The organism is Thermaerobacter composti, from assembly GCF_033582035.1.
Classification (GTDB): Bacteria; Bacillota; Sulfobacillia; order Thermaerobacterales; family Thermaerobacteraceae; genus Thermaerobacter; species Thermaerobacter composti.
In genome coordinates this window covers 673,432-692,178 of the sequence record NZ_CP132508.1, presented here as the reverse complement: position 1 = coordinate 692,178, position 18,747 = coordinate 673,432, and the positions used below count along the sequence as shown (strand labels likewise).

At 72.4% G+C, this 18,747-nt stretch carries 14 protein-coding genes; 1 reads left to right on the top strand and 13 read right to left on the bottom strand.

The window, feature by feature from the left end:
• Positions 1 to 9 precede the first annotated feature (9 nt).
• From nagA to Q5761_RS02735, 11 genes are all read right to left on the bottom strand, one after another.
• Positions 10 to 1,389 (bottom strand): N-acetylglucosamine-6-phosphate deacetylase, encoded by a 1,380-nt coding sequence (nagA, locus tag Q5761_RS02785; protein WP_135225026.1) that lies wholly within the window; start codon positions 1,387 to 1,389, stop codon positions 10 to 12.
• A 67-nt stretch (positions 1,390 to 1,456) separates the two neighbouring features.
• Positions 1,457 to 2,263 carry a GntR family transcriptional regulator gene (locus Q5761_RS02780; RefSeq protein ID WP_243123200.1) on the bottom strand — a complete coding sequence of 269 codons (807 nt, stop codon included), beginning with the start codon at positions 2,261 to 2,263 and terminating at the stop codon, positions 1,457 to 1,459.
• Positions 2,264 to 2,404: 141 nt separating this feature from the next.
• The gene (murQ, locus tag Q5761_RS02775) at positions 2,405 to 3,319 is read right to left on the bottom strand and encodes an N-acetylmuramic acid 6-phosphate etherase (RefSeq protein ID WP_135226000.1); all 915 of its coding nucleotides are present in this window, start codon (positions 3,317 to 3,319) and stop codon (positions 2,405 to 2,407) included.
• Positions 3,320 to 3,736: 417 nt separating this feature from the next.
• The gene (locus Q5761_RS02770; protein WP_318751116.1) at positions 3,737 to 5,110 is read right to left on the bottom strand and encodes a PTS transporter subunit EIIC; all 1,374 of its coding nucleotides are present in this window, start codon (positions 5,108 to 5,110) and stop codon (positions 3,737 to 3,739) included.
• Positions 5,111 to 5,657: 547 nt separating this feature from the next.
• Positions 5,658 to 6,926 carry an IS110 family transposase gene (locus Q5761_RS02765; RefSeq protein ID WP_318751115.1) on the bottom strand — a complete coding sequence of 423 codons (1,269 nt, stop codon included), beginning with the start codon at positions 6,924 to 6,926 and terminating at the stop codon, positions 5,658 to 5,660.
• 249 nt (positions 6,927 to 7,175) lie between these two features.
• Positions 7,176 to 7,733: an IS110 family transposase gene (locus tag Q5761_RS02760; protein WP_318751114.1), complete on the bottom strand. Its 558-nt coding sequence runs from the start codon at positions 7,731 to 7,733 to the stop codon at positions 7,176 to 7,178.
• 211 nt (positions 7,734 to 7,944) lie between these two features.
• Entirely contained in the window at positions 7,945 to 9,660 is a 1,716-nt protein-coding gene (locus tag Q5761_RS02755; protein ID WP_318751113.1) for a serine hydrolase domain-containing protein, read from the bottom strand.
• Between the two features lie 13 nt (positions 9,661 to 9,673).
• Positions 9,674 to 10,993, bottom strand: coding sequence for a DUF1343 domain-containing protein (locus Q5761_RS02750; protein WP_318751112.1), 1,320 nt, complete (start codon positions 10,991 to 10,993; stop codon positions 9,674 to 9,676).
• Positions 10,994 to 11,085: 92 nt separating this feature from the next.
• Entirely contained in the window at positions 11,086 to 12,915 is a 1,830-nt protein-coding gene (locus Q5761_RS02745; RefSeq protein WP_318751111.1) for a glycoside hydrolase family 3 protein, read from the bottom strand.
• A gap of 129 nt (positions 12,916 to 13,044) precedes the next feature.
• On the bottom strand, positions 13,045 to 14,652 hold the full coding sequence (locus tag Q5761_RS02740; protein WP_318751110.1) for a hypothetical protein: 1,608 nt from the start codon (positions 14,650 to 14,652) through the stop codon (positions 13,045 to 13,047).
• Between the two features lie 302 nt (positions 14,653 to 14,954).
• Complete coding sequence (locus tag Q5761_RS02735) at positions 14,955 to 15,893, bottom strand: DMT family transporter (RefSeq protein WP_318751109.1); 939 nt, start codon at positions 15,891 to 15,893, stop codon at positions 14,955 to 14,957.
• Between the two features lie 291 nt (positions 15,894 to 16,184).
• Between Q5761_RS02735 and Q5761_RS02730 the strand changes: the two genes are divergently transcribed.
• Positions 16,185 to 17,093: a hypothetical protein gene (locus Q5761_RS02730; RefSeq protein WP_318751108.1), complete on the top strand. Its 909-nt coding sequence runs from the start codon at positions 16,185 to 16,187 to the stop codon at positions 17,091 to 17,093.
• Positions 17,094 to 17,248: 155 nt separating this feature from the next.
• On the opposite strand, the gene Q5761_RS02725 is transcribed toward Q5761_RS02730, so the two are convergent.
• Positions 17,249 to 17,977 carry an ABC transporter ATP-binding protein gene (locus tag Q5761_RS02725; RefSeq protein ID WP_318751107.1) on the bottom strand — a complete coding sequence of 243 codons (729 nt, stop codon included), beginning with the start codon at positions 17,975 to 17,977 and terminating at the stop codon, positions 17,249 to 17,251.
• Positions 17,977 to 18,747 carry an ABC transporter ATP-binding protein gene (locus tag Q5761_RS02720; RefSeq protein ID WP_318751106.1) on the bottom strand — a complete coding sequence of 257 codons (771 nt, stop codon included), beginning with the start codon at positions 18,745 to 18,747 and terminating at the stop codon, positions 17,977 to 17,979. Before Q5761_RS02720 ends, Q5761_RS02725 begins: the two co-directional genes overlap by 1 nt.

The following is an 18,747-nucleotide window of genomic DNA, read 5'->3' as shown; positions in this document are numbered from 1 at the left end:
TGCGACTCGTCAGTCCGCGCGGCGGGTGGTGTTGAGCAGCGCGTCCACCGCCAGCGGCCGCTCGGGGCCGTGGACGGGCACCCCTTCCACCCAGGTTGCCACGACCCGCCACCCGCCGTCCACGCCGGTGTCCAGGGCGAACAGGTCGGCGTCGTAGCCCGGGACGATGGCGCCCTTGCGCTCGCCCACCCCCGCGATGCGGGCCGGCACCGCGGCCACCATGCGGGCGGCCTCCGGCCACGGCACGCCCACCCGCTCCACCAGGACCTGGAGGCACCGCAGCATGGTGGCCGTGCTCCCGGCCAGGGTGCCGTCGGGCAGCCGGCTGGTCCCGTCCGGCCGCACCTCGGCCACGAAGGCGCGCAGGTCGTACCGTCCCGGCGGCAGCAGCGCCGCCGCGACCGCGTCGCTGATCACCGCCAGCCGCTCGGTCCCCTTGAGCCGCCAGAGGATCCGCATGGCCACCGGGTGGACGTGCACCCCGTCAGCGATCAGCTCGGCGTCGAAGGGGAGGTCCATGACCGCCCCGACCAGGCCGGGGTCGCGGTGGTGCAGCGCCGGCATGGCGTTGAAGACGTGGTTGCCCAGGCTCACCCCGGCCCGCAGCGCCGCCTCCGCCTGCTCGTAGCTGGCCTCGCTGTGCCCGGCGGCCACCACGATGCCCAGGGCCCGCAGCCGCTGCACCAGCTGGAGGGCTCCCGGCAGCTCCGGTGCCAGGGTGACCCGCCGCACGGTCCCCGCCGCCTGCGCCAGCAGCACCTCGAGCCGTTCCGGATCGGGCGGCACCATCCACTCGGGGCGCATGGCGCCCGGCTTGCGGGGGTTGAGGAAGGGCCCCTCCAGGTGCAGGCCCAGCGGCCGCGCGCCGGCGGCCCGGGCGGGATGGGTTGCGACCGCGGCCGCACCCGACGTCGTCGGGGCCGCGGCCGCCGCCGGTTCGTCCGCGGCCGCCTCCCGCCCGGTGTCTGGACGAACCGGCCCCGCTGCGGGCAGCGGGCCGCCCCAGGCCTCCCGGATGAATGCCCCCCAGAAGGCGCACGCCGCCTCCATGTCGCTCCACGCCGCCGTGGCCAGCGTCGGCCAGTAGGCGGTGGTCCCGGTGGCCGCCAGCAGGAGGCCCAGGGACCGCGCCGCCTCCGGCCGCAGGTCGTAGGTGTCCCAGCCGCCCAGTCCGTGGATGTGCAGATCGATCATGCCCGGCATGAGCACCGCATCGCCCAGGTCGAAGCGGGTCTCCCTTCCCCGCGGCCCGGCGGGCGGCTCGCCCCTCCCCACCTCCGCGATCCGCCCGCCGACGATGCGGACGTACCCGTCGATGACGCCACCGGGCACGACGATGCGGCGGCTGCAGAGGACTTGTTCGCCGGCGGCGACCGTCCTCCGGTCCATCCGTCCTCCACCCCCTCCAACGACCCTCGGGGCCCCCGAAGGGACCGGGCGTCACCCCATCCGCGGGTCACTGCGCCGCCGGCTCGTCCCCCGCCGCGGCGGGCAGCGCATGGGTGGTGGCAGCGGGCCTCACCAGCTCGGTCTCGTACCGGTAGCGGTCCCCTCGGTACCACGAGCGGACCAGCTCCACCGGGCGGCCCGTGGTGTCATAGCTGACGCGGGTGAGCAACAGTAAGGGTGCCCCTTCCCGCACGTGCAACCACCGGGCGTGCTCCACCGTGGCCACGGCGGCTTCGATGGTCTGGCGCGCTCGCTGCAGCACGATGCCCATCCGCTCGAACCGCTCGTACAGGGAGAAGGCGGTGGCGCGGTTGCCCCGAAATTGCGCCCGGACGTGGTCGGCCAGGTCGGGCAGGAGCCGAAATGGGACCTGGACGTGCTCGATGGACAGCGGCTCGTCGTTGGCGTACCGGACCCGGCGTAGGGACGTGACTCGCCGGTCCACCGCCAACCCCAGGTGCTCGGCCACGGCGTCCTCGGCCTCGACCACCGCCACGGAGATGAGGCGCGACGACGGCACCAACCCCCGACGCCGCATGTCTTCCGAGAAACTGGTGAGGAACTGCAAACCCAGCGGGATCTTCGGCTCGGCGACGAAGCTGCCGCGCCCCTGTTCCCGCCGGATCACGCCTTCCCAGGCCAGCTGGTCCAGGGCGTGGCGCACCGTCATGCGGCTGGCGCCGAACCGTTCGGCCAACTCCCGCTCCGACGGGATGCGATCCCCCGGGCGCAGGTGCCCTTCCCGAATCTGGCGCCGCAAGTACTCCATGATCTCGACGTACAGCGTCGCGCGTCCACCGGGTCCCCGGATCAACGGGTTTCCCCCCCACCCGCCCGTTCACAAGGCCAAGGTACCCGCGCATGGCCCGACCAGGCCAACGTCGAAGCCCGTCTCGTCGTCCACCGCCATCGGCGGCGTTGGCTCCTGCGCATCGACAGCCTGGCGCGGTCGGAGTCAGCGTCGGTCGGAGGGTCCAACGGCTTCCAACACCCGCCGGACGAATCCGCCGTGCTCTTCGAGGCGCTGCCGCGCCGCGGCGGCATCCAACCCCGTGACTCCCATGACGATCGCCACCTTTACCTGGTTTCCCGACCGTTCCAGGAGTCCGGCGGCCGTCTCGTAGTCGCACCCCACCACCCGCATGACGATGCGGCGCGCCCGTTCCACCAGCTTCTCGTTGGTCGGCCGGACGTCGACCATCAGGTTGCCGTAGCACTTGCCCAGGCGAACCATGGCGGCGGTGCTCAGCATGTTGAGCACCATCTTCTGCGCCGTGCCGGCCTTCATCCGGGTGGAACCGGCCAGCACCTCCGGTCCCACGACCACCTCGATGGCCAGGTCCGCCACAGCCCCCATGGCGGAGCCGGGGTTGCACGTCACGGCGACGGTGAAGGCGCCGACTTCCTTGGCCAGCTCCAGGGCACCGAGACAGTAGGGTGTTCGACCGCTGGCCGACAGGGCGACCACCACGTCGCCGGATCCCACGCCGCGGGCTTCCAGGTCGCGGCGGCCCGCCGCGGCGTCGTCTTCCGCACCCTCGACGGCGCGTGTCAGGGCCACGGGACCGCCGGCGATGATGCCCTGGACCATCTCGGGGTCCGTCCCGAAAGTAGGCGGGCACTCGGCCGCATCCAGGACGCCGAGCCGGCCGCTGGTCCCTGCGCCCACGTAGAACAGGCGGTGCCCCTTCCGCAAGGCCTCCGCGATGCGCTCCACGGCCACGGCGATGGCGTCCAGCTGCTGTGCCACGGCCGGAGCCACCTTGTGATCTTCGGCGTTGATCAGCCGACAGATCTCCCGGGCGTCGAGAGTGTCCAGGGTCGCCGTGGCCGGGTTGGGCTGTTCGGTCACCAGCCGCGCCAGGTCCACCCGGCGGCTCGTGGGGGCGGAGTCCGCCCGCTCCGTGACTCCGCGGTGGGACGGCACGGAACCGCCCTGGGGCCTGTTCCCCTCTTGTCCGCTGTTCACGTCCACTCCTCCTCGCCCGCACGACGTCCCGTCGACGTCACGGCTTACGGAACGCGTCGCGCGACCATGGTCCGATGGGCAAGCCCGCTGAGCCCCGAAGCGGGACGGATGCCGGCCACCCCAGCGGCCGGCATCCGTCCCGCACGGGCGGGGGCTCGCCGGCTACAACCCGTCCCCGCCACCGGGCAGGCAACCCCCGTCGGGTCCGCCGGCGAGCCGGTCCACGCCCGCCGGGGTCGTCCGGCGCACCCCCACACCAACCGGTGGGTAGGGACTGGTTGAGCTTCCCGCAGTTGGAGCCCGCGGCCCTCCGCGCAGTCAGTCGGCGGTAAAGGCGAAGGTCTGGCTGTTCTGCGCCAGGCTCTCGTCGAACCCCATGGCGTACGAGATGGCGAATCCGGCGGCATACGAGATCAGGATCCCCAGCAGGTACAGCGCCGGATTGGTCACCAGGAAGGCCAGGAGCACCCCGGAGACCCCCAGAGCCAGCGCACCGATCTTGGTCACGGCGATGAAGGCACCGCCCACTGCGCCGCCCAGGCAGGCGGCGACGAAGGGCCGGCCCAGCGGCAGCGTCACGCCGTAGATCAGCGGCTCGCCGATGCCCAGGATGCCCACAGGCAGCGCGCTGAGGATGATCTGGCGCAACTCGCGGTTGCGCGTCTTCACGTAGACCGCCAACGACGCGCCCACCTGGCCCGCGCCGGCCATGGCCAAGATGGGCAGCAACGGGGTGTTGCCGAGGGAGTTGATGAGCTCCACGTGGATCGGCACCGTTCCCTGGTGGATCCCCAACATGACCATGGGCAAGAAGGTCCCGGCCAGCACGGCGCCCACCAGCGGACCGCCCACGTCCAGCAGGGCCTTCACGCCGTTGGCGATCCAGTTGGACGCGTAAAAACCGACGGGCTGTACGACGAACAGGATTACCGCGCCACCCACCAGCACCGTGATGAACGGGCTCGCCATCACGCTGATGGTGTCGGGCATCCGCCGATTGACGGTCTTGTACAACCACCCCAGGAACGCGCCGGCGATCAGGGCGCCGATGATACCACCCCGGCCGGGCGCCATGTTGGGGATGTTCTGCAGGCTCGGCGCGATCAGGAGCATCCCGGCCAAGGCGCCGATGGCCGGAGGGCCACCGTACTCCCGGGCTGCGTTCATCCCCACGAGGATGTGCATGAACGCTAGAAAGGTGCCGCCCAGGACCTGGAGAACGGCTAGTACGGGGACGCCCGCCACGGTGGTCTGGTCGGTGATCCAGCCGATCCGGACGAAGAAGTTGGTCAGACCGATGATGAGACCGCTGCCGATGATGGCAGGCAACAAGGGAAGGAAGATGTTGGCGATCCGTTTGAGGAAGCTGCGCACGCCGCCCGGGCGCGTCTCGGCGCCCGCCTCGGACGGCTCCACCTTGGCCTGCGGCGCGCTCCCACCTCCCGACCGCAGTTCGGCCGCCACCGCCGCCGTGACGCGCTCGGCCAGACCGGGACCAAAGATGATCTGCAGCTGGTTGCCAGTCCGCACCACACCCTTGACGCCGCTGATCTTCTTGAGACGGTTGGGGTCGACGGACTCCACGTCGGCCAGATCCAGCCGCAGCCGCGTCATGCAGTGTTCGGCAGCCCGGACGTTCGCCCGCCCCACGACGTCGAGTATGGTCTGCGCGATGGCTCGTTCTTCGGCCACGCGGACGCACCCCCTCACAGGATGGTCCCCCGACCCTGCCCGATGGCCTGGCGGGGAACTGGATAGAATGTATATACCACCTTGACCACGTTCCCTCCTGCCGCCGAATCCGGGGAAGCGACCCGTGATCCGTCACGGCGCCCCGGTTCTGCCTGCGGAACCGGCCCCATCGACCGCAATGGGACGCAATACGCGGCGGGGCCTCCGGCTCCCGCCGCGTCGGTGGACGTCGCCTCGGTTGGCGACTGGGGAACGGCCGGCCCGCCAGGCCGACCGTCACTCCGGAAGAACCCATCAGTCGGTGCTCAGCGTCCAGCCCTTTGCCGTCCACCCTGCCTCCGTGTCCCCCCGGTCCCGCCAGATCATCCCCGTCTGCCCGACGACCACGACCTCGTCCACGTACCAGCCCCGCCCGTTGACCGAAGCGTCCGTGACGTAGCGGAAGCGAAGGGTGACCCATCCACGGGCAGACGCCCTAGGGTCAAGTCGCCGTAGTCGGGGATGTGATCTTTGACAAAGCGGCTGCTGAGGAACGTGCCCGTGGGCGCTACGCGGCCTTGGGCTGTTGCCGCTGACGACGCGCCGCCTCGAACCGGGTGGGGTCGTAGGGCTGACGATCTCGCCACATCGCAAAAAGGACCCGAAGGGCGTGGTGGGCCACGATGCGCAAGGCTTCATGATGGTGACGCCCTCGGTCGCGGTGGGTCTGATAAATCTCCCGGGCCCAGTCGTGGTGTAGAACGAGTTGCTGCGCCAGCAGTTGCACCGTATTGCGAGCCTGTTTGTTGCAAGCGTGGCGGAAACGGACTCGGACGGTCTTGCCACTGCGAACGGTCACGGGGGCTGTCCCCGACCGACATTGGATCGGGCGGACGCTGGGGACCGCCTGGCGGTCCTCCCCGAAGACGGTGATCATGCCGGCAGCCAGCACCGTGCCGATGCCTTTCATGGAGCGAAACAAATCGCCGTCCGGGTGCGCCTGCACCAGGGTCTCCAGCTGCTCATGACAGGCCTCGAGCTCGCGGCAGACGGCTTCGAGCTGATCCACCAGAAAGAGCATGCGACGTGCCCACAGGGCCACGGTGGCCGGATCGGCCGGGAGCTGGGGCTTGCGCGCGAGCTCGAGCAGTTCGGCCGTCTTGGCGGCGACTCCAGGGTAGCGGTGCTGACGCAACAGCTTCTCGATCCGGGACCGGCGGGCGCGGGCGAAGTGCGCCGGGGTCGGGAAGGCGCGCAAGAAGGTCCAGGCCACGGGCCGGCCCAAGTCCGCAAACAGCTCCAGGGCCCGCGGGTAGTAAGCGCGCAGGCAGGCGGTGAGCTGATTCAGAAGCCGCGTGCGTTCTTCCACCAGGGTCTGGTGGTGGCTGTAGGCCACCCGGAGCTGGCGCAGGGTGTCGCTCTCCAGCCGCAGGGGCTGAAGGCGATGGCGATCGGTGCGGAGGATCTCGGCCAGGACCAGGGCATCCCGGCGGTCGTCCTTGCTGCCGGCCGGGGAGAGGCGGTCCCGGTAGCGGTCCACCGCCTTGGGATTGACGGGATAGACCCGAAAGCCTGCGGCGAGGAGCGCTGCCACGAAGAGCCCCTGCCCCGAGCCTTCGATAGCCACGTGCACCTGTGCTGGGTCCGGTTCTCGACGCCGGATCGCGGCGAGCAGTTCCTGCAGGCCGTCGGCATCGTTGGGGACCCGGAGGTAGGAAGGAGCCTGCCCCTCGGACGCCAGGCAGACGTCGTGATGCTGGCTGCCCTGGTCGATTCCGACTCGAGTTTGACAGCGAGGCCCAAAAGTGGCGTTGGTACGTGATTCTTCGCGTGGCACTCTAATAAGGGTCACGGACTTTCGTGGCACGACAAGTACGATAAGCCATTTCCGCCCAGATGAGATCTAATATGTGATCAGCATGGCACCACGAAGTGTCAAACTCGAGTCCGACGTGCAACATGATGCCACCTCCGCGTGGGGCGATCCCCGCCACCCACGGTGCCCTCGTGGAATCGGTGCTCGCGGCACGACGCCCTAGCGACCGTTGAGCAGCGGATTCGCCAGGTGCCGGAGGGGTCGGTCTGCCTAAGGCCGTCGCACGGCGAGGAGGCAGTGGACCTCCTCCGGCCCTGACGAAACTTGGCGAAGGCGGGAGTCAAAACCTGCTTGGACTATAACCCACGAGGCGGTGAGCTGATTCAGAAGCCGCGTGCGTTCTTCCACCAGGGTCTGGTGGTGGCTGTAGACCACCCGGAGCTGGCGCAGGGTGTCGCTCTCCAGCCGCAGGGGCTGAAGGCGATGGCGATCGGTGCGGAGGATCTCGGCCAGGACCAGGGCATCCCGGCGGTCGTCCTTGCTGCCGGCCGGGGAGAGGCGGTCCCGGTAGCGGTCCACCGCCTTGGGATTGACGGGATAGACCCGAAAGCCTGCGGCGAGGAGCGCTGCCACGAAGAGCCCCTGCCCCGAGCCTTCGATAGCCACGTGCACCTGTGCTGGGTCCGGTTCTCGACGCCGGATCGCGGCGAGCAGTTCCTGCAGGCCGTCGGCATCGTTGGGGACCCGGAGGTAGGAAGGAGCCTGCCCCTCGGACGCCAGGCAGACGTCGTGATGCTGGCTGCCCTGGTCGATTCCGACGTGCAACATGATGCCACCTCCGCGTGGGGCGATCCCCGCCACCCACGGTGCCCTCGTGGAATCGGTGCTCGCGGCACGACGCCCTAGCGACCGTTGAGCAGCGGATTCGCCAGGTGCCGGAGGGGTCGGTCTGCCTAAGGCCGTCGCACGGCGAGGAGGCAGTGGACCTCCTCCGGCCCTGACGAAACTTGGCGAAGGCGGGAGTCAAAACCTGCTTGGACTATAACCCACGAGGGGGGAGGTCGAGTTCCGCCTCCAGCCACCGGCCACCCGAGGAACCGGTCAGGACGCCTTCCACCGCAACCGAGGCTCCGCCGATGGCCCCAGCCCCCGTGGATGGCGGGACCTTGAGCCGCCCGCGCAAGGGTTCCCAGTGCTGACCCCCGTCCAACGAGATCTCCACGTAGCCGAAGTCGAAGCCCTCCTCGAGATCGAACCAGGTGTGGAATCGCAGCGTAGCCGGGCCGTCGACCGGGATGGTCCGCTGTAGCGTGTGCTCAACGCCGTCACCCATGCCGCCGTACCAAGCTCGTTGGCCGCTCCAAGGTCGTACCGGCAGCGATCGGGCCACCAGACGGGCCACCTGGCGTCGCCAGGGGTTGACGCTACCTCCGTTGCGCGTCGGGTGGACGCGGTTCGTCAGCAGGACGACCACCGTCTCCGAGCGCGGGTCGATAACCAGGGACGTACCGGTGTACCCCGTGTGTCCCGCGGTGAATGGTGATGCCAAGGCATCCATGTACCATCCTTGGTTGAGTTCCCAGCCGAGACCGTGATCGTTCCCCAGCATCTCAGGCAGCTGGTTGACCATCATCGCGCTCACCGTTTGCGGCTTCAGGATCCGGGCGTTGCCGTAGCGCCCACCGTTCAGCAGTGCCTGCGCCAAGACAGCCAGATCCCGGGCTGTGGAGAACAGCCCGGCATGCCCGGCCACCCCACCCAGCGCATGGGCGTTCTCGTCGTGCACGGAACCCCAAACCAGGCTGCGGTTCGTCCAGGGCTGATACTCCGTGGCGGCGATGCGTTCCCGCAAGGATGCGGGTGGGTTGAACATCGTGTCCCTCATACCCAGAGGCTCGGTGATGTGTTCCGCGATGTAACGGTCCAGCGGCAACCCCGAGACCCGCTCGACGAGCACGCCAAGGACGATCATCCCCAGATCGCTGTAACGGTACACGGTGCCTGGAGGGTCGGTCAGCGGAGTCTCCAGGACAGCCCGCAACCGGTCGGCGGGCGTCCCCGGCCACGTGTAGAGCGGCTTCCAGGCCGGAAGGCCCGACGTATGGGTCAGGAGTTGCCGAACTGTCACGAAATCCTTGCCTGCTAGACCGAACTCCGGCACGTACTTCGCCACGGGGTCGTCCAGGTCGATCCGCGCGCGTTCCGCCAATTGCATGACGGCAATGGACGTGACGAGCTTGGTCACCGACGCCAGGTCGAACACGGTGTCGGGCCGCATCGGCAGCCAGGCGGACGGAGGGAGGGGCTCCCGGTCCGTGGCGTACTTCAGGGCATGGCCGTACGCCTGGTGCTTCACGATGCGGCCGTGCCGCGCGACCAACACCACCGCCCCCGGGAAGACGCCGGCCTCGATCCCGGTGCGGACGGCACCGTCGATCCGGTCCAGGTAGGCGCCGATCATGCCGGCGTCCTCCGGCGTCCCCGGTTGCAGCAGCCGGGATGGGTTGCGCGACCACCAGTCCGCCGCCGTGGTCGGCGGGATCCCGGCCCCGGCCCTGCCTTCATCCCTGCCGGCCTTGCTTGCACCGCCGCGTTCGGCTTCCATCGACGGTCCCGGCTCCCGCGGTGTCGGGGACGACCGGACGGGCGGAGCCGCCGCTGCCGCCACGGCCCCGCCTGCCGCGGTCCTGGTCACGGCCAGAAGGAGCGCCAGGGCCAGGACTCGCACGGCCACCGTTCCGCGCGGCTTACGCATGGTAACTCCCCCCTCACCGGAAGCGGCCGCCACCGCGGAGACGGTACAGAAGGTACCGCTCGCGGAGGGCGTTGAACGCCGCCAGATCCCGCTGCCAACCGGCGACGATCTCATCCACGCCGCGGCCCGCATCGATGGCCGTGCGCACGTAGCTCGACCCCGTCAGCCGATCGATCCACAGGTCCGACCGCCACTGGAAGCGGTCGCCGTAGAGCCGCTTCGCCTCCACCATGATGGCGATGGCCGTGCGGATCGGGTCGAACCGGTCGCGGTCGGTGACGTACAGCTGGATGCCGCCCACGGTCCGCCCCGCATACTTGCTGAAGGTCGGCGCGAAGTAGGCCTCGCGGAAGCGCACGCCGGGCAGGTTCAGGCCGTCGAGGCGCTGGCTGAGGCGCCAGTCCACGTAGGGCGCGCCCACCAGCTCGAAGGGTCGGGTGGTGCCGCGGCCCTCGGAGAGGTTGGTGCCCTCGATGAGGCCGGTGCCGATGTACACCATGGCGGTGTCCACCGTGGGCATGTTGGGCGAGGGCATGACCCACGGAAGACCGGTCTCCTCGAAGTACATGTCGCGGAACCAGCCCTGCATGGGGACCACCGTGAGCCGCGCCCTGCGCCCGCCGGTGCGCTCGGGGACGAACACCTCGTTGAACATCAGGGCCAGCTCGCCCACGGTCATGCCGTGGCGCTGGGCGATGGGATAGCGGCCGACGAAGCTGCTGTAGGCCGGGTCCAGCACCGGTCCCTCCGCCCGGATGCCGCCCGTGGGGTTGGGCCGATCGAGGACGATGAATTCCGTCCCCGTCAGCGCGGCGGCCTCCAGGGCGTCGGCCATGGTCCAGATGTAGGTGTAGTAGCGGGTGCCCACGTCCTGGATGTCGAAGAGCACGGCGTCCACCCCGGTCTGGCGGAAGAGCTGGGCGATGGCGTCCCGGTCCTTCCCGTAGAGGTCGTAGACGAGCACGCCGGTGCGCTCGTCCACGTAGCTGCCCTCCGACCCGCCGGCCTGGGCCGAGCCGCGAAAGCCGTGCTCCGGGCCGAAGATCGCCACCAGCTCGACGCCCTCCGCCGCCGCCAGGGCGTCCACGCCGTGGCGCAGGTCCGGCAGGATCCCCGTGGGATTCGTGATGATGCCGACCCGCTTTCCCCGGATGAGGTCGAGCCGATGGTCGAGCAGCACCTCCAGGCCCGTGCGGACCCGCTGCCGGGCCGTGGCACCCCGTCCCTCCGCCCCGAAGGTGGCCAGGGCCAAGGCGGCGAGGGCCACGATGAGCATCGAGGCCAGCGAGGCCGCCCCGGATGGACGAAGCCGCCCCCTCGCGGATGGCTTCATCGCACACCCCTCCTCGCGGAACCGGTTTCCCCGGGCCAACCCCGGGCCCGGACGTCCCATGCCCGCGGTCCCCCAAGGGTACGGCTCCGGGGCTACTGCGCCCCGGAGCCCGGATCGAAGCGCAATCCCGCACCGTAGTCGAAGAGCCCGGGCACCGTCACCGGCAGGCGGCCGGACGGGTTGACCTCGCCCACCAGCACTCGCGCCAGGGCCGCCAGGGACACGGGCTGGTGGCCGTAGGTGGCCAGGTAGCCGGCTGTCGCCGGTAGCACCATGGCGTCGTAGGGGTTTCGGGTCGCCGCCACGATCACCGGTTTGCCCGTGGCCACCAGGCGTCCCACCAGCTGCCCCTGGCCTGGGTAGGAGGGCGCGTTGTAGGTGGTCACCACCACCGCGTCCGCCGCTGCAGCCCGGCGGACCGCCTCGTCCTGCTCGCTCGCCGTGGGGTTGAGCCCCGTGCCCAGGGCCGTCACCGCCAACCCCTTGGCCGCCAGCTCGCTGGCCAGGAGCTCGGCCCCTGCCGTGCGGGGACCGACCACCGTCACCCGGGTCCCGCGGCCCAGGGGCAGCACCGACCCCGCATTGCGCAGGAGGGTGATGCTGCGATCCGCCGCCTGGCGCGCCACGGCCTGGCTCTCCGCGGTGCCGAGGAGGGCGAGGTCCGCCGCGCCGGGCAGATCCCAGGCGAAGAGGCCGCGGCGCATCTTGAGCTCCAGGATCCGGTACACCGACTGGTCGATGCGGCGCTCGGCGATCTCCCCCCGCCGCACGGCATCCACCACCGCGTTGAACGCCAGGGATACGTCGGGAGGCATCAACAGGATGTCCGCCCCCGCCTTGATGGCCTCCACCGGGATCCGCTCGGGCGGAAGGACCTGCGCCCCCTGCATCCCCAGGGCGTCGGTGATGATGACGCCGTCGAAGCCCAGTTCCTCCCGCAACACGTCGGTCAGGATCGGACGGGACAGGGTGGCCGGCAGGCCGGCGTCGTCCAGCGCCGGGACCACGATGTGGGCGGTCATCACCGCGTCGACGCCCGCGGCGATGGCCTCGCGGAACGGGCGCAGGTCGACCCGCTCCAGGGTCTCCCGGTCGTGGTGGATGATGGGCAGCCCGTAGTGGGAGTCGACGTCCGTATCGCCGTGGCCGGGGAAGTGCTTCACCGTGGCGATGACGCCCTCGCCCTGGTAGCCCCGGATCTGCGCCACGCCCAGGCGGGCCACCAGCTCCGGGTCCTCGCCGTAGGAACGCACGCCGATGATGGGATTGGCCGGGTTGACGTTGACGTCCAGCACCGGCGCCAGGTTCATGTTGATGCCCAGCGCCCGCAGCTCCCGGGCGGTGATCCGGGCCGCCGCCTCGGCCAGCTCCGGCGAGCGGGTGGCCCCCAGCGCCATGTTGCCGGGGAACTCCGTGGCCGGCTGCCGCACCCGGGCGACGATGCCGCCCTCCTGGTCGGTGGCGATCAGCAGCGGGATGGGCACGCGCTTCTGGCGGGCCAGCTGCTGCAGCCCGTTGGACAGGCTCTGGACCTGCTGCGGATCCAGGGGGATCCCGATGTTGCCGTTCCAGTTGAAGTAGATGAAGCCGCCCACGTGGTAGCGCTGGATGGCCTCGGCGAAGTTGCGCACGCCGCGCCCCGACCGCAGGTTCTCGTCTGCGTAGTCGGGATCGGTGGGGGTCCGGCCGTAGACGTCGATCATGAACATCTGGCCGACCTTCTCCTCCAGGGTCATGCGGGCGACGATCCGCTGGATCCATCCGCGACGGACCCGCTCGTCCCCCCAGCCGCCCGGCGGGCCCTTCACCCCGTCCCGCGCCGGGCCGGCCGCGGCGGGGACCGACAGGACGAACCCGGCCACCCACACGACGACCGCCAGCATCCCCAGGACCCTACGGCCCCGCCCTCGCCGCCTCCGCACGGCTGGCACCCCCTCTTGGACCTCTGATCATCTATACAAGTCGATTCGCAACGCCCTTCCATCTTCTGGCCAGGCCTCCGCCGCGGGCGACGCCGTCGGAACCCCTTCCGGCCGCCGGGGGAACCGCTGCTACTCGAGCGGTTCCAGGCGCCCCTCCGTCAGCAGCCAGCGGGCCACGCGGCCCCCGGCGCCTTCGGAGCCCTCCGTCGCATCCGGGTCGCCCTCAAGCTCGACCCAGGCGACCCCGGCAGCCGGGTCCACGCCCAGCAGCCGGCGGATCGCCCCGGGGGCCGTCCGCACCGGAGGCCAGGTCTCGCTGGCGGCGGGAGCCGGTGCGGGCGCGACGGACGGCCCCCCGTCGGCATCCGCCCCACCCTCCGCGGTGCCCGGGCTCCCGGGGGCCCCGCCCTGCCCGGCGGACGAACCGGCCCCTGCTCGGCCGCCCAGGGAGCGCGCCTCGAGCCGGACGGCGCCGCCCGCGGCCACCAGATAGAAGAGGCGCCGGCCGCCGCCATCCCACGCGACGCCCGCCTGCACCAGCCCCGCCGGCAGGTCGATGGCCTCCCGGGTGGTGACGTCCACCAGGCGCCACGACCCCCTGCCCGCCGGGCCACCGGAACGGGCGCCGCCGTCCGCCCTCGGCTGTCCCGGCCCTGCCCCGGGCACCAACACCAACCAGCGCCCGTCCGGGCTGGCCCCCAGCACCCGCCACGGGATGCCGGGGTCGGCGAACACCGGCTCGGCGCGGCCGGTGGGAACCTCGACCGTCACCACCCGCTGCACGGGACCCGGCGCTTCGCCGGTTCGTCCGACGGCCTCGGGCCCGCCGGCCACCAACGCGGCGAGGAAACGTCCCTCGTCCAGCCACGGCCCGGGGAGCGCCACCGCGCCCCGGCCGCTGGCCAGGTCCACGGGACGCGCCTCGCCCCTCGGGAGATCGACCAGGTACAGGTGCGCCCCGCCACCCGGTTCCGCGCCCAGGGCGCCGTAGGCCCAGGACCGCCCGTCCGGCGAGGGCGGCCCGGCCCAGGCCAGCCGCTCCCCCGGCAGCCGGGACCAGCGCCGCGCCTCCAGCTGCCAGAGGTACGGAGGATCGCCGACCGCCAGCGTCTCCGGCCCGGCCCAGGCGACGGTGGCGGGGCGGCGCACGTCCTCGGGCACGGCGTAGGGGGTCGACGTCAGGTCGCTGCGCACCACCCAGAGGTAGGGGGTGCCCGCTTCGGCCCGCGTGAGAAAGGCGACGGCGCTCCCGTCCGGCGCCGGCACCACCGGGCTCGCCCAGCGGTGGCCGGGAGGCAGGCGAAAGATCTCCGTCGCCGTCCCGTCCGGGTCGACGAACCGCAGCCGCTGGCCGCGGACGGCCAGGACGCCGGTCTCGCCCTCTGCCTCCATGGCCACCGGGCGCGGCTGGACCGCGGACCCGTCCGACAGGTCCACCGGTTGCACCGCCGGCCAGAGGGGATTGTCCGCACCGTCCGCGGCCGCGGTCCCCCTCGCGTCGACGCCCGGGGTGCCCACCCCCTCGTCCGGTTCCTGCCCCCGGGCGCCGTCGGTCGCATCCGACCCCGGCGGCAGGCCGGCGGTCGGTCCGGCCGACGGGGCCGCCGGGTCGGTCCCGGCGCCCGAGCGCCACCAGGCCCAGCCGGCGCCGGCGAGAAGGGCGAGGAGGATCGCGAGGGTGATCCACGGACGGGCCGCAGCAGGATGCGGTCGGCCCACCAACCGATGGCGCCGCAACGCCCCCACCTCCTGCGCGTGTCCGCCCACCGTTCGCCAGGGGCACGGGCGGATCCTGCCGCGAAGGATGCCGGGTGCTGTCGGCGATGGGCGACCACCCCGCGGTGCTCGTCGGCCTTCGACCCCGTGGGCGCGAAGGCCTCGCGGATCGTCTCCGGTCACCGCCGGCCCTGGCCAGGGGCGAGGGAAGGGCGCGGGGCACGGGGTCCGCTCCAGCCGGGAACGCCATCCGCCGCCGGGGCGGACCGGCGGAGGGGAGCCCTTCGATGGATGGGAGGGGTCGAGGGATCCGGCGGTGCGGATCAGCGGTCGCCCGCCCGGTGACGGGCGGCCGGGGCGGCCGGGCGGACCGGCGCGGGCGAGGCCGGTCCGCCCGGCGCGGCCACCAGGTACACGCCGACCAGAACCGCGAGCCCCCCCACCACGTGGGCCGTCGTCAGCCGCTCGCCCAGCAGGCTGATGGAGAGGGCGGCGGTGTACACCGGCAGGAGGTTGGCGAAGATGGACGCCGGGCCGGCGCCGATGCGGCGGACGCCCTCGTTCCAGAAGAGATAGGCGACGGCGGACGAGACGACCCCGATGTAGAGCACCGCCCAGGTGTCGCGGAGCGAGAGGCTCCACGCCCCCGCCCGGGCCACCAGGTCCCAGCCGCGGACGGCGGCGGTCATCACCGCGCCGGCCGCCGCGGCGTAGAGGGTGAGGCCCAGGGGCGAGAGGCGGCGCGTCGCCACCCGGGTGACCACGGTGTACACGGCCCAGCTGGCGGAGGCAGCCACCATCAGCAGGTCGCCGGGGTTGAACCGCCAAGCCCGCAGCACCGCCAGGGACCCGCCGGAGAGGATCCACGCCGTCCCGGCGAGGCTCAAGGCGGCGCCCACGGCCCGCCGCCCCGTCACCCGCTCCCCGAGCAGGGGCACCGCCAGCAGGAAGGTCAGGGCGGGCGACGCCGTGTAGATCAGGGTCCCGTTGATGTTGGTGGTCTGCTGTTGGGCGATGTATTGCAGGGTGTTGTACCCCGCCATGCCGGTCAGGCCGCACAGCGCCACGGCCAGCCACTCCCGGCCGCGGGGCCGGGGGAGCCCGCCCTCCCGCCAGTACACGACGGGAGCCAGAACCAGCGCCGCCAGCACCCACCGCACCAGCACCAGGTCGGCGGGATGGACGCGGCGCACCAGCTCCTTGGCGATGGTCCAGTTGCCCGCCCAGAGCAGCGGCGTGATCGCCAGCAGCAGGTAGGCCAAGGGTCGTCCACCACCCGCGGGAGGCTGCGTAATCTCTATAGGTGAAGGCGTCGGTGGAGGCGGGATCCGTCCGCGTCCCCGGGCAGCCCGCCCGGCGCAGGAACCCGGGCGGGCCTGCCGAAGCCCTTGTCAGAACCAGCTAACGATTTCCGACATCTTCCCTGCGGACGAACGCCGCCTGGCGTCGTTCGGGGCGGACCCGGGCACCCCCTACGGTGGGGGGCGTGCCCCCCACGCCGCGGCCCGGTCGGCCGCAGCGACTCGCCCCCAGGGCGGATCGAGGTGAAGGGCATGAGCACCCGACGCATCCCCGAACACCTGCGTTTCTGGGAACCGGAGGCCGACCGGCTGCTGCTGGCCTTCGTGCAGGAGGCCCTGGACGCGGGCGGCACCGTGCTGGACGGGTGCCAGCGGTTCGTCCAGGCGTTGCAGGCCGCCGGCCCCCGGGTCACCCCCTCGCCCGAGCAGATGGCGATGCGGTGGGAGGTCCTGCAGACCTTCGGGGGCGACCCCGCCCGGGATCCGGGCGCGGCCGTGGGACGCGCCCGTCCCGTGCCGCCGCGGACGGGTGGGGAGCAGGCCCCCCTCCTGCCGCAGCTCGCCGACGAGCTCCACCGCCTGGCCGACGAACTCCACCGTCTCGCCCGGCGTCTGGAACAGGTCGCGATCCCCGCGGCCGAAGGCGGGCCGTCCCCGCCCCCCTCGGCGCAACCCCCGGGCCCCCAAGGGGCGACGGCTGGCGGGGCGACACCGGCGCCCCCCTCCGGCCCCTCTGCCGGCCCGCCCGCCGCCCCCGGCTCCCCGCCCGGTGCCGGCGGCTCCCCGCCCGGTGCCGGCGGCTCCCCGACCGGGACGGCGGAGCGCGCCGGTTCCGCGGAGCGCGCCGCGCACGCGGACGACGAGGACCAGGCCGTCCCGCCGGAGGCGGAGGCGGGGCCTCCGCTCCAGGGACCTGAGGACCCCCCGGCGGGCGACGCCGGCGACGCCGGGGGCGGCGCGGCCGCGGGCGCGGCGGAAGAGCCGGACTCCGGCTCGGGCGCCGCGCGGGCGCCCGAGCCGGAGTCCGGCAACGGCAGGCCGGCCGACGCGGCCCTGCCCGGGAGGGCTAACGGGACGGCCGGCCGCCGGGGCCGCGAGGCGGACCCGGCGGCCGGTGGCGACCCGGGGCCGGCGGGGCCGGCCCCGGGTTCGCCCGGGTGAGCCGTTCGCCCGGCGGGCGGCCCGCGCCGTCGCCCCTCCCGGCGCCGACCCGGGGGATCACCGCTCGCCACCGGTCCCCCTTGCGGTAGTTCCGCGGGCTGGCGCTTCCTTCCTGCCGCGGCCGGGCGCCTGCCCCGGCCGGGCGGGCCGCGCCCTCACCCGGCGCGGCCCGCCCGGCCGCCCAGGTAGGCCGCCTGCATCCGCGGATCGCGGGCGAGCTCGGCGGCCGGGCCCGCCAGCGCGACGGACCCCGTCTCCAGGACGTAGGCGCGGTGGGCCAGCTTGAGCGCCGCCCGGGCGTTCTGCTCGACCAGCAGCACGGTGACGCCCTGGCGGTTGATCTCCCGGATCGTCTGGAAGATCTGCCGCACCACCAGGGGCGCCAGGCCCAGGCTGGGTTCGTCCAGCAAAAGCAGCCGGGGCCGGGACATCAGGGCGCGGCCGATGGCCAGCATCTGCTGCTCGCCGCCGGACATCGTCCCCGCCAGCTGCCGCCGCCGCTCCTTCAGCCGCGGGAAGAGATCGAACACCCAGCGCCGCGTCTCCTCCACCGCCGCCCGGTCGGCCTGGGGGTAGGCGCCCAGGGTCAGGTTCTCGTCCACCGTCAGGGGACCGAAGATGCGGCGCCCCTCGGGGGCGTGGGCGATGCCCAGGGCGGGCAGACGGTGGGCGGGCAGGCGCAGCAGGTCCTGCCCGCGGAAGCGGATGCTCCCCTGGTGGGGCCGCACCAGGCCCGAGATCGCCCGCAGCGTGGTGGACTTGCCGGCGCCGTTGGCCCCGAGCAGCGCGACGATCTCGCCCTCGTCCACCGTCAGGTCGATGCCCTTCAGGGCGTGGATCGGCCCATAGAAGACGTGGACTCCGGCCAGCTCCAGCATCGCCATCAGAACTCATCCTCTTCCCGCCCCAGGTAGGCCTCGACGACCTGGGGGTCGGTCTGCACCTCCGCCGGCGTCCCCTCGGCGATCTTGACGCCGTTGTCCAGCACCACCACGCGGTCGGACAGGCCCATGACCAGGTTCATGTCGTGCTCGATGAGGAGCACGGTGATGCCGTCCGCCCGCACCCGCCGCACCAGCTCCACCAGCTCGGCGCGCTCCTGCTCGTTGAGGCCGCCGGCCGGTTCGTCCAGGATGAGGAGCCGCGGCCGGGCGGCCAGGGCCCGGGCGATCTCCAGGCGCTTCTGCTGGCCATAGGGCAGGTTGCGGGCCAGCGCGTGGCGCAGCTCCCACAGGCCCACCCGGCGCAGCGCCTCCTCGGCCTCGGCCCGGATCCAGGCCTCCTCCCGCCGCTGGGCGGGGGTGCGCAGCACCGAGGCCCAGAACCCCGCCCGCGCCCGGTGATGGGGTCCCGCCATCGCGTTCTCCAGCACCGTCAGGTTGCGGAAGAGCCGCAGGTTCTGGAAGGTGCGGGCCACGCCGAGGGCGGCCATGGCGTGGGCCGGGAGCCCCGTGACCCGCCGGCCGCCCAGGAACACGTCGCCCGCGTCGGGCCGGTAGATCCCGGTGATCAGGTTGAACACCGTGGTCTTGCCGGCGCCGTTGGGGCCGATCAGGGCCAGGATCTCGCCCTCGCGCACCTCGAAGCTGACGTCCCGCACGGCCACCAGGCCGCCGAAGCGCTTGGTCACGCTCTCCACGGCCAGCAGGGCCAC